Origin of the sequence: Peribacillus sp. NPDC096448 (assembly GCF_044762675.1) — a bacterium.
Lineage (GTDB): Bacteria > Bacillota > Bacilli > Bacillales > DSM-1321 > Peribacillus > Peribacillus frigoritolerans_B.
In genome coordinates this window covers 1-10,655 of sequence record NZ_JBIWEU010000041.1, presented here as the reverse complement: position 1 = coordinate 10,655, position 10,655 = coordinate 1, and the positions used below count along the sequence as shown (strand labels likewise).

General features: G+C 35.1%; 13 protein-coding genes. 5 read left to right on the top strand and 8 right to left on the bottom strand.

The window, feature by feature from the left end; genetic code table 11:
* Positions 1-15 precede the first annotated feature (15 nt).
* Positions 16-1,959 carry a MobQ family relaxase gene (gene mobQ, locus ACIQ0C_RS26730; RefSeq protein ID WP_403065779.1) on the bottom strand — a complete coding sequence of 648 codons (1,944 nt, stop codon included), beginning with the start codon at positions 1,957-1,959 and terminating at the stop codon, positions 16-18.
* 373 nt (positions 1,960-2,332) lie between these two features.
* Between mobQ and ACIQ0C_RS26725 the strand changes: the two genes are divergently transcribed.
* On the top strand, positions 2,333-2,629 hold the full coding sequence (locus ACIQ0C_RS26725) for a hypothetical protein (protein WP_403065776.1): 297 nt from the start codon (positions 2,333-2,335) through the stop codon (positions 2,627-2,629).
* A gap of 735 nt (positions 2,630-3,364) precedes the next feature.
* On the top strand, positions 3,365-3,559 hold the full coding sequence (locus ACIQ0C_RS26720) for a hypothetical protein (protein WP_403065773.1): 195 nt from the start codon (positions 3,365-3,367) through the stop codon (positions 3,557-3,559).
* 231 nt (positions 3,560-3,790) lie between these two features.
* On the opposite strand, the gene ACIQ0C_RS26715 is transcribed toward ACIQ0C_RS26720, so the two are convergent.
* From ACIQ0C_RS26715 to ACIQ0C_RS26700, 3 genes are all read right to left on the bottom strand, one after another.
* On the bottom strand, positions 3,791-4,609 hold the full coding sequence (locus tag ACIQ0C_RS26715) for a hypothetical protein (RefSeq protein WP_403065770.1): 819 nt from the start codon (positions 4,607-4,609) through the stop codon (positions 3,791-3,793).
* Positions 4,610-5,268: 659 nt separating this feature from the next.
* Positions 5,269-5,430, bottom strand: a complete 162-nt coding sequence (locus tag ACIQ0C_RS26705) for a hypothetical protein (protein ID WP_403065767.1) — start codon at positions 5,428-5,430, stop codon at positions 5,269-5,271.
* Between the two features lie 355 nt (positions 5,431-5,785).
* On the bottom strand, positions 5,786-6,385 hold the full coding sequence (locus ACIQ0C_RS26700; RefSeq protein WP_403065764.1) for a MerR family transcriptional regulator: 600 nt from the start codon (positions 6,383-6,385) through the stop codon (positions 5,786-5,788).
* Positions 6,386-6,730: 345 nt separating this feature from the next.
* On the opposite strand from ACIQ0C_RS26700, the gene ACIQ0C_RS26695 reads away from it, so the two are divergent.
* Entirely contained in the window at positions 6,731-7,159 is a 429-nt protein-coding gene (locus ACIQ0C_RS26695; RefSeq protein ID WP_403065761.1) for a hypothetical protein, read from the top strand.
* Between the two features lie 322 nt (positions 7,160-7,481).
* Here ACIQ0C_RS26695 and ACIQ0C_RS26690 read toward each other — a convergent pair whose 3' ends face one another.
* Both ACIQ0C_RS26690 and ACIQ0C_RS26685 read right to left on the bottom strand, forming a co-directional pair.
* A complete protein-coding gene (locus tag ACIQ0C_RS26690; RefSeq protein WP_403065758.1) occupies positions 7,482-7,865 on the bottom strand; it encodes a hypothetical protein in 384 nt (127 codons plus the stop codon).
* A 47-nt stretch (positions 7,866-7,912) separates the two neighbouring features.
* Complete coding sequence (locus ACIQ0C_RS26685; protein ID WP_403065755.1) at positions 7,913-8,110, bottom strand: helix-turn-helix transcriptional regulator; 198 nt, start codon at positions 8,108-8,110, stop codon at positions 7,913-7,915.
* Between the two features lie 344 nt (positions 8,111-8,454).
* Here ACIQ0C_RS26685 and ACIQ0C_RS26680 point away from each other — a divergent pair, with 344 nt between their 5' ends.
* Entirely contained in the window at positions 8,455-9,024 is a 570-nt protein-coding gene (locus tag ACIQ0C_RS26680) for a tyrosine-type recombinase/integrase (protein WP_403065782.1), read from the top strand.
* Between the two features lie 480 nt (positions 9,025-9,504).
* Here the strand turns inward: ACIQ0C_RS26680 and ACIQ0C_RS26675 are convergent, their stop codons facing one another.
* Positions 9,505-9,738, bottom strand: a complete 234-nt coding sequence (locus tag ACIQ0C_RS26675) for a hypothetical protein (RefSeq protein ID WP_403065752.1) — start codon at positions 9,736-9,738, stop codon at positions 9,505-9,507.
* A gap of 93 nt (positions 9,739-9,831) precedes the next feature.
* Here ACIQ0C_RS26675 and ACIQ0C_RS26670 point away from each other — a divergent pair, with 93 nt between their 5' ends.
* Positions 9,832-10,287, top strand: coding sequence for a hypothetical protein (locus ACIQ0C_RS26670; RefSeq protein WP_403065749.1), 456 nt, complete (start codon positions 9,832-9,834; stop codon positions 10,285-10,287).
* Positions 10,288-10,314: 27 nt separating this feature from the next.
* Here ACIQ0C_RS26670 and ACIQ0C_RS26665 read toward each other — a convergent pair whose 3' ends face one another.
* Positions 10,315-10,446: a hypothetical protein gene (locus tag ACIQ0C_RS26665; protein WP_403065746.1), complete on the bottom strand. Its 132-nt coding sequence runs from the start codon at positions 10,444-10,446 to the stop codon at positions 10,315-10,317.
* Positions 10,447-10,655: the final 209 nt, after the last annotated feature.

Genomic DNA, 10,655 nt, shown 5'->3' with positions numbered 1-10,655 from the left:
TATCAATTTTCCTGACTATCTTTCCATTTTCCAATCATGTTGCCGGTTTTTCCCTTTATTTTTAGTTCTTGCTTGATGTTGTAGCTGCCGTTTTTGTTCTCTCTGCATGTTCCTTCCTGCCTGTTCAATGCCTTCCATAATTGCGCCAAATAAGTCGAGACCCTTTGCCTGTGCTTGAATCTGATCTTTAAATGCAGGAACTCTAGCTTCCATTTTCCCTAAAGTATAGAATTGTTTTTCAAGGTCCATTCTTCCAGAAACACCTTCTTTTTTCATCATATCTTGGTAGTTTTCACGTGTAGAAATAGCCTGGTCATACTCTTGTTTAGCCGATTTTGAAACAAGCAATTTTCCTTTCAAGAAAGGATTGTTCTCGATTTTTTCAACAATGGCATGATGTTTTTCATAATTTTTCAGATAGCCTTCCGCACGCTGCAGGCGTGACCGGTGCTGATTCACACGATCCAATTCACCCTGGAGCCTATGAATTTCTTCTTTATGCGTAGTCAGCGTGTTCTGGATGGTCTCAAGTGGGACCACTTGATTTCCGTGTGCTTTTTTCATATCCATAAGTGTTTTAGCCGTTTCAAGGCTTATATAGCGCATTTCAGGACATTCAGGATATAAAGAGGCCACTTGACACACAAAAGCGTTCTGATGGGCTATTCCAGCCTTTTCTAAGACCTTTCTTTCCTGATAGATGTGTCCACGTATCTGTCGATTTTTCTCTAGGAGACCTGGGTAATCCGTTTGATGTTGACGTTGCACCTGCTGGAATTCTTTTTCGGTATGGAAGCCAAGTTTTTCACGGTAGGAATCTAACGTTTTATCCCGTGATTTTATTTGGTCTTCTGCCTTAGACATGTCCCGTTCGGCTTGTTCCTTTGTCATTCGATTTTCCTTTAGTTTAAAGGGATTCATCCAATTGATATGTTGCAATTGGTCCTGTGCTTGTTGGCGCTGGTTTTCAAAAATATGAATCCATCGGTAGGTTTCAGAAGCGCCTAGGATGGTTTCTTCTTTCCATCGAATCACTTGGTCATCCTTATTCACTTGGTTTTCCCACTGATCGAGCTCTTTACGTTTTACACCGATTTCTTGCAAGGTAGGTTCACGATCCAGGTTCAAAAGCTTAGAAGCTTCTTGTAAGTGAACACGTTCTGCAGGCGTGTTGAAGCGTTCGGATTGTTGCCATTGTTCTTGCTTACGTGCTTTTTCTTGTTCCAGGGCTTTCTTTTCTTCCCGGTATGTCTGGAGATCCACGACAAGACGATTGTATTCTTGACGATCACGATTGATCGTTCCTCGGTCCGTTTGGACTCCGCGCATCTCCATTTCATGGGCAACGTGGCCAAGATGGATCGTTGGAAAAATAATCAGGTTTCGTTTTGCATGGGATTCATGGGAGATACGATCTCTGATGCCTTCACGTTCTAAGGATTGATTCGCATGTTCTGCCCACTGTTCACGCCAGTGCACTAACAATTCTTTTTTGTTCCAGTCTCGATTTTTAACGGTGAATCCTTCTTCGGAAATTTCGCGAGTGGTCAACATGACATGGGCATGGGGATTTTCTTTGTCGTCACGGTGAATCGCTACATCGGCAATCATGCCTTGATCGACGAATTCTTTTTGAACATACCCACGAATTAACTCAGCTTGTTCTTGATGGGATAATTCTCTAGGCAAAGCGATATTAATTTCTCTAGCCACTTGTGAGTTTTTTCTTGTTTCGGATTTCTCAACTTCATTCCAAAGTTGTTGCCGATCTTGTACCCATTCTGGAGAATGAGAAGGCGCAAGAATCATGGTTTCCGGTTGGACTTCTCTTTTATAGAATTTGATTTCATCCGTTCGTTCGTCCTTTAATCGTTCACCAGAACGATAGGCTGCTGAAGCGACAGCCGATTGACCTTTACTTCTGGAAATCACTTGTGCAGAGAAATGGTAAATCGCCATGATCAAGCACCTCCTTTAATGGGTTTGATAGGGACGAAATAAAACAGAAAGCATCGAAGATGGTTGCTGCTTTATTTCGTTTTCGCCGAATAGGCGATGCCTTTTGTATGCGTCCCGTAGACGGATACGTCTTTTCCATTCGGCCTGCATCCGAATGGAGGGTTTGATTTTTGTATTCGCCCACTGGCGAATATGCTTTTCCGTTGCGTAGCAACCGCACACAAACGAAGTTTGTATAAGTGCGCCCTTTGCTCTTCGATCTCAGGGAATCATGCCGCACTCATTGTGGCGATTCTTGCCTTTTGTCTAGTATTCTATCACCTATTTAGTTATACTTAAAGAAAATTTTGGGAATGGACAAGGGGTTCGATCTATGGCTCGGAAAACGGATAGTGAGAGATTACAAGAGTTAGAAGAGAAAATGGAGAAAATTAAGAAGAGAAAAGAACAATTAGAAAACCGATTAAAAGAGAAAGAGAGAAAAGCCCGAACGAAACGATTGATTCAAGTGGGAGCTATTTTTGAAAAAAATTTTGAATTTGAAGGACCAGAGGAAGCTGAAAAATTAGCCTTATCATTGAGAAACTATGTTACTAAAAATAAAGAAAAAATCGTAACGATGACCAAAGAACAAATTGAGGAAGTAAAAAACGGGAGAATCAAAATGTGAAGAGCTCTATTCTCATCGTAAATCGGCTAAACTTATTTATTGGACAAAATAAGACTACAGTAACTCCTAAAATTTGAGAGTAGAACTCCAATCGAATTCCAGGAACATACTTTTTTGGTGATATTTGTATTCTGATAGTCTTATTGTTATATTATATTTTGAATGTTAGATATATTGTAGGGGGATCCAAAATAAATGAAATTTCAAAATGGTAAGGTTCTCAGATTTAACTCAAATTTCATCCTACTAAAAGTTTGGTCACAGTAATGAGTAGCATTGCTACTATTTTTATTGGACTCGCCTCGATGTTTATTGTTTTAGAATATGTGCAGAAGCTAAAGTTTGCTAAATTTCAATCAAGTAGCGTTAAACTATATCTAGCACGTGCTGGTGTAGGTACAGTGCTCTCTTTTATATTGGCAGCCACATTGTATTTTCTTTTGAGTTTAAGTTTGGAATACTTCTTCTAAAGATTACTTAGGGCCTGATTCAGGAGAAATCACGATATTTGTATTACCGGTAGTTGTTGTAGCGTTTTAGCACCCCTACAATTTTTGTCGGTTGGGAATTAGCTTCTAAAATCACAAGCGATTTTACTCTTGGGGAGTTAAATCTGCATGTAATAAATGGAAAGTTATTTCAAAGGCTTGTAAGAGTTTAAAGGGTAAATACGATTCCTTCACAGACTTTTGTAAAACACGTGGTTATATTTCATAAAAAAAGGATTGAAAAAAAATGAAAAATTATAATGTTTTCATTACTTTTATCATTGCTTTCATTCTGGCTTTAGGGGCTACCAATTTTTCTATTTTTAACGGTACAAAGTACTTGGTTTATACTTTATTAGAAATAGCATTTTTAGTGCCTATTGGAATGTTAGTTATTTACGGTATAGGAAAGATATTTAATCGAATTTTAATTAAAGGATAATTTGAAATGCAAGTTAAAAAACACATAAGTATTTTAAGGGCGCTAGGAGGCCGAATAAGCGATTTTTACACTACCGCCTTATTTATTGTTACCGATTCAACGAAAAACGTGGTAGAAAGCTTAATAAAGAGAAATTAGAACGAGTAAAGCTTCTGAGATACCTGTTTTTCTTATTTTTCCCAAAAGGTTATGACATACATAGAAATCATGAGAGTCCTTTTAGGGCTTTTTTTATGGAAGAGGTGCAAACTGCTCTAATGGCAGAGCCGAATAAGCTTCATCCATGAGTTTTTTAAAAGTCCCTGTGAAATAACGAACCAGATTGGTTTTTACTTTTCCTCGTTTATAACCTCTAATCGCTTGTTTAAAGGCGTTTATGGCTGTATATGTAATGGTTTCTAGTTCAACTATGTGTGAAATCGCTTTTGTATCAAGGAAAACACTTTTCCAAAAGTCTTCAATCATGGCTGCATGATCAAAGAAAGGCTTAACAGCCTGGACAAATTCTTTAGGAACATAAGAAGCCGTAAAAGTAGCATCTAAAACACGATCTTTACGTATATTTAATCTTTTAATATTACTAGTTTTTAAAAGATTACTAGTTTCCCCTTCAAAATTGGAGGACTCGTCCTTACTCTCACAAGGACTCTCTTCATTCTCGCAATACGTCAATTTTCTCTTTTTTAATACATCAATTGTGTTGAAAATATAGACATTATGTCCTTTGCCACCTTTAGATTTTGCCGTGTTTTCGATGGATAAGATACCTAAACCCTTCGCTTTTCTCAGCATCCGTTCAAATGTGGAACGACTTATGCCAAACCCCTTTAATTTTTCATTGATCGCTTTTACTAGCGTTCCGATTTTGGCGTTGGCCACACCTGCATATTTTGCGGAGAATCGAACCAGGCGTTTGAATGCGATGAGTTCTCCTTTGGTGAAGTCTTTTTTATGTTCGGCTAGGAACATTTCAATCGTGTTGTTAAATTCCTTTATGCTGCTAAACTTGCTGTAGTCTTTAAAATTTTCTATTCTGCCTGCTACTAACATGGTATTTCCTCCTTAGAGGACAATAAAAAAGACACTGCTCCCGATAAAGATTAAGGGAAACAGCGTCTTTTTTATTGTGTCTAAATAGAAAGAAACAATATTTTTTCCTTGAAACTGAAAGCAATATACACTAAAATAAGTGATATAACTTTATTAGTAACAAAGGACTTCGACAAGTGTTTTCCCTAGGGCAATTAGGGGGAACGGTTTAAGGGTGTTCCACCACCACTTAGACACGTTGGAGTTCTTTTTTTCGTCCATATTTTGTTATGGTTAATTATCCAACAATTGCTACCAAAAAACAAGTAAATTTGATAGTTTATGAGTCTTTACGCTATAACGTAAAACTATAGAAAAAGTAGTAACTGCATTGTAGAAGATATTAAAGCTAAAAATCCTGCACCTATGAATATTTCACAGATTTCTAGTTTTTTAGGTACTGATAGATCAAATACAAGTAAAATTATTAATTCACTTAAGAAAAAAGCTCTTTTATTTAAAGGTGAATCAGGTTTAGAAGGGAATAATGCGAAAGCATATGCAATCTTTATAAATCCTCATATCATTTATGTAGGCGATTATACCTAATTTTGTCAAAAAAAAATAAAAAATACTAATTTCTTAATTACGAAGTTATATGTAGGATAAACTATTTATTTTTATTTTTCTTTCTTGCCTCTAACAATTAAACCAGCAACAAAAATGCTTCCCACTCCTATAATTTTCATAATTATATGACCTATATTTCCCATTTGATCAATGGTTAATGAAAATAAAAAAGCTCCAAAAATAATTAATAGAATAGCAAAAAACCACCTCAAATTATTAAACCCTCCTTAGTTTATTACTTCATTTTGTCATCCCTTTCCAATTTCACCTTACCATATTATTTATCCCATATTAGTTTTGAACTAAATTGCCTTGTTGAAGATCCTCTTTAATAATGTTTATTTTATTAAATCCATTTATTATTTTGGTTCTGTTTTATTAAATGAAATTTTGCATACGTTATACATTTCTAGTTAACATAAAGCACCTTACCCGAAGCTACTAAACATAGCAAAGCCCAGAAGTCGGCCAATTTTGGTCGACTTCTGGGCTTTGCTATGTTTGATAAATAACCACAAAAAGGGCGGATAGTTTCTTTGAAATTTTGGGGATTTAAACGATTAGTATTCACTTTCCGATAAGCCGAGCGAAGAAACTCTTTTTTTGTTTATCTGGGTTAGTATCCGGGTTTTCATTAGTAGCTGCTATTAACTTTTTCTGTTCCTTGGCTTCTTTAATGGCTTTTGTTAATTGATCATCACGCTCGACACTTCCCCTTTCAAACTTTTGAAGTTGTTCTACTAAGGCTTTATTAAAGTTTTCTTGATTCTCCAAGTGAGTCTTAATCTCTTGATTTTCTTCCCTAAGTATGGCTAATTCTTCACGCATTGCCTTTAATTCTTCAGCAATCATTTCCCCTGCTTTCTTTTCAGGTTCAGGTTTGAATGATTCTCCACCAGTAGCAAAATAATGTTCAATTTGCTTCATGGACCAATTTTGTTCGCGGTGAAGAGCTTGTATCTCTTTGAATCGTTCTATTCCTTCACGCTTATAGACGTTATAGCCGTTGTCATTCTTTACGTGAGGGATATATTGGCGTAGCTCCTTAAACCAGTTTCTAATGACGTTTGGAGTTTCATCTATGAAGCTTGCAACTTCTTTGACGGTAAAGCCTTTATCCAAGTTTTCATCAAGATTTTCTCCACCTTGATTTTCACTTATATCCAAGTTTCCTACCACCTTTCTAATTTGGATCTAAACATGGGTAAGTTGGATAAATAGGATGGATAAGTAAATATATAAATGATTTCACCTATCCTTAACAGCTAAGTATTTATTAATTTAATCATGAAATTGTTTAAATCCTTTCATGAATCTAAGTATAAATGAAAAATCCATGTTAGTAAAAATGAATATGAAAAGGTTAGAAGAGATGTGGCTTTTTATGAGGATTTTTTGTTTCATAAAATTATTGTGTTTAAATATAATGAAAAACAGGCATCCTATTACGTACATAGTGTACATAGTGTACATAATATGTTAATGTAGGAGGTGTAGAAAGGAGAGATGATTATGCAAGGAACACTTAATGCTACTGATGTTCGTAGACACTGGGGACAATTTAATGATGATATCGTTAGAGAAGGCCCTCGATTTGTGAAACGGAATCGGGATTCATGGGCGGCTCTTAGTTCTGAACATCTCAAAGCAGCGTTTGCTACTTTCACTTTTGAAGCTGAACTGTTATATGAAGAAGATGGTTCTGTTACAGCTTCACTTAAAGGATTCGACCTCGTGGAGAATGGTGAGACCGAAGAAGAAGCGTTCGATTTATTAACTGAAGAATTAATTGAATATGCGAATGAGTATCAGGATAATTTTAAGACCTATTTTGGATCTCCTAATAGACATGACCAATTCCCTTTTATTATGAATGTTTTATCCCAGGATGATACAGAAGGAGTTAAATCACTTATCCGATGCCCAGTTGGAGAGAGATAGAACGATTCTGCCGTAGAGACGGCTGGGAAGAATTTAAACAAAAGGGGCATCACATTTACTTTATAAAGCAAATGGAAGATGGAACTTTAAAACGAACAAAGGTTTCAAGGGGAACGGGAGAAGTCAGGGGTCATTTATGGAAAGAAATTTTGAAAAAGCAACTTCAGGTAACAGAAGAATATTTCAATGATAAAAAGTAACCCTTCGTTTTTTTGGAAGGGTTCTTTTTTATTGAAATGTATGATAATTGAAAGAATCATACGTTCAAAAGGCTGCCGATTGGCGGCCTTTTTATGGCGTTAACGGACTTATTAGTTTTAAATTAATAACGTTTTGAAAGTACAACAAAAGATAGAAAAACAGTCATTATAATTAGTGAAGCTACTAAACAAATAGTTTGGTATCCATCTATATGAATAACTTTAAACTGGAAAAGCCCCATTATTATTATTGAATAACCTAAAATAAAGAAATAACTAAAAAACATACCTTTTTCTTTTATTCTTTTTGAACGTTCATCATTATCTTTAAATTGAGGATAAATATATGCATTACAAAATGCCATGATACTAATCCCAAACATCACAAATTCATAACCTTTAAGAGATCCTCCCCCCGAAATAGAAACTGTAACTAATAATGCAGTATTCGCTAAAAAGATTAATCCCAAAAAAATATATAACCTTTGAGCAGATTTAATTTCCACTATATGCCCTCCTATGTTAATAAAAGATCAAAAACCTTTCATGTTCCTTATTCTTCTTCAATAAAAAAAACTTTCTCAACGATTGTTTCAAAGCAACGAGCTATTTGAATTGCAAGAGGCAATGAAGGGTTGTATCTACCTCTTTCAATTGAAATGATTGTTTGCCGAGATACCCCTAACATTTCTGCCATTTTTTCCTGAGATATTCCTTTCTCTTGCCTAAATTGCTTCATTCGATTTTCCATAAAACCACTTCCCTCCACTACTACTTGAATTATAACGTAAAGCAAACTTTACTGTAAAGGTCGCTTTACAATTTTAAAAAACACATCCTTGATTTAGATGTGTTTCCTAAGGCTTAAATTCTATTCATAATCTTAACTTCAATCTTAAACTAAATTGGCCCCTTTAGATTAAGAAGGATATTTTTTTCTCAAATTTGAATGTATGATAATATAAATTATCGTACATTTGAATCCTTGATTTCATTGACTTTTTTCTTTTTTTCTCTTTATACTGATAAAAGAGAAAAAATCGTACATTCAAATCGTTGATACATAAGGGTTTGGATAGGGAAAGGTCGATGAAGATGACGCAACCAAAAGATGTGCAGCCGATCCGGGATCAGCAGCAGTTGGAAGATATGAAATGGGCGCTGAAACGCCATTGTTCGGAGCGTGATTACATCCTGTTTGTCGTAGGGTGCGAGACTGGCCTACGTGTCGGGGACCTACTCAAGCTCACCACGAAGCAAATCCTGGACCTTAAAAGCAAACAACACAAGATTCTCCGGGTTAAGGAAGGCAAAACGCAAAAAATCCGCGACATATATATCGCGAATTGCTTTCAGGAGGTCTATGAGTACGCCAAAAACGTCCCGAGTCCCTATTTATTCCCGTCTAGGAAGGGAGAAGGCCCCATTACCCCTACTCAGGCCTACCGGCAGTTAAATAAGGCTGCAGAGTTCGCTGGCGTGGAACATGTTGGCAATCACACCTTACGAAAAACGTTTGGCTATTGGTTTTACAAAGCCACAAAGGATATTGCCATGTTGCAACGGATCCTGCATCATTCCTATCCTTCTGTCACCCTGCGTTATATTGGCATTACTGAAGAGGAAACGAACAATATTTTAAAAAACTTTAGCGTATTTCACTAATTGGTGGTATACTTAACGGTTAAACATGTTTATAAAGCGTGTATCCCATATAAGCCCATCTATAAGACCCATGTCAGCCCATTTTCGGGAAAACCATAAAAACATTAGGCTTTGCCTAGTATATCAGTTTTCCTTATGCTCTTTTCTAACACTATAGACTTTAAAAACCGTAAATAAAAAGGAAATCCATTTTTTTATTTTCATAAAGATTTACTTTTTCGAACGACATTTATTCCCAAAGTTATGTTTAAAGCATTAGGCTTAAAAATTAGGGATGACGGAACAGGTTATCACATTCACCACTATACGGATGATTTTCTAAAAATCAAATTAAAAAAATAGACAAAAAAATCCCTAGAATCTAGGGATTTTTTTGTCTAGAAGGACAATATTCCTCCATGTGAGCATTGAAAGCAAATTAGGAGAGAATTAAGAATAGTTTATCATGCTAGTTTTAAGTGGGCCTTTAATTAGTCTATATTATTTAAAAAACAACATTAATCCAAATAAAATAACCACAGCAAAAATATTAATAATAAATTGTTTTGTATTCTTTTGAATAAGAACTGCAACTATATCTAAACAAACGATAAAAGCATATAAAACTAAAGCTATTCTCACATTTATATCAAACAAAAAAACAACTAAAAATATGGCAAAAAATATAATGGGCCAATTAATCGTATTATAAATTTTTAAATATCTATCCTTCATACAAAACAAACCGCCTTTTCTATTATTCACAAAATGTTCACACACAATAACTCTCTTTTCTTTTATATTTAAAAATAAAAAGGTGGAAAAAAAATGAAAAAGATGAAAATAATGGCTCTGTTATTAGCTTCAACATTTATATTCACAGTAACCGCACCAGTAGCTCAATCAGTTCAGGCTGCTAGTTATGTTCGTGTTGCACCAGAACCCACTGGTAGTTGGAAATTAGTTGAAACAAAAAAATATAAAGCACCTAACACTACAACTGCAAAGACATTTGCTGCAGGAGTCGCTGGATACCTTGCTGGAAGTTTTAAAAATAAAGGAAGAGCAGCTCTTGCATCCGGAGTAGCTTCCATATTTGCAAGTAAAATTAAAAATAAAAATGTATATATCACAGCTACGTGCTACAAAAAAGAAAATAAATATGTTCGTTTAAACAAAGTAAAATATACATTGTACACAAATAAAAAAAGAACTAAAAAGATTAAATCTTTTTCAAATACAAGTAAATTCATAAAAAAATATAAACTTATTAAAAAACCTTAAAACATAAGCATGAAGAATAGCAAGCTTCTAGTTTGCTATTCTTTTTATAACATAATTTTGCAAACCAATATACCAATACGCTGTAACTTCAAATACACTATTGGCCACTTTATCTTCTTCATTTACATGAATTAAATCGCCATCTTCAGCGTCATCCAAGTCAATATTCCTTGATGTAAGCCTTGAAAACAAATTAGGAGAGAAGTAAAAATAGTTTATCATTCTTTAACGTTCCAGCTCCTGCTGACTTTTTCTTCTTCTTTGGGGGCCATTTATCAATTTTCCTGACTATCTTTCCATTTTCCAATCATGTTGCCGGTTTTTCCCTTTATTTTTAGTTCTTGCTTGATGTTGTAGCTGCCGTTTTT

Bases quoted from the DNA above. Each gene is read 5' to 3' on its own strand.
- ACIQ0C_RS26670 (WP_403065749.1), top strand. From the start codon at position 9,832: ATGAAAAAGATGAAAATAATGGCTCTGTTATTAGCTTCAACATTTATA.
- ACIQ0C_RS26695 (WP_403065761.1), top strand. From the start codon at position 6,731: ATGCAAGGAACACTTAATGCTACTGATGTTCGTAGACACTGGGGACAA.
- mobQ (WP_403065779.1), bottom strand. From the start codon at position 1,959: ATGGCGATTTACCATTTCTCTGCACAAGTGATTTCCAGAAGTAAAGGT.
- ACIQ0C_RS26725 (WP_403065776.1), top strand. From the start codon at position 2,333: ATGGCTCGGAAAACGGATAGTGAGAGATTACAAGAGTTAGAAGAGAAA.
- ACIQ0C_RS26685 (WP_403065755.1), bottom strand. From the start codon at position 8,110: ATGGAAAATCGAATGAAGCAATTTAGGCAAGAGAAAGGAATATCTCAG.
- ACIQ0C_RS26680 (WP_403065782.1), top strand. From the start codon at position 8,455: ATGACGCAACCAAAAGATGTGCAGCCGATCCGGGATCAGCAGCAGTTG.
- ACIQ0C_RS26720 (WP_403065773.1), top strand. From the start codon at position 3,365: ATGAAAAATTATAATGTTTTCATTACTTTTATCATTGCTTTCATTCTG.
- ACIQ0C_RS26675 (WP_403065752.1), bottom strand. From the start codon at position 9,738: ATGAAGGATAGATATTTAAAAATTTATAATACGATTAATTGGCCCATT.
- ACIQ0C_RS26715 (WP_403065770.1), bottom strand. From the start codon at position 4,609: ATGTTAGTAGCAGGCAGAATAGAAAATTTTAAAGACTACAGCAAGTTT.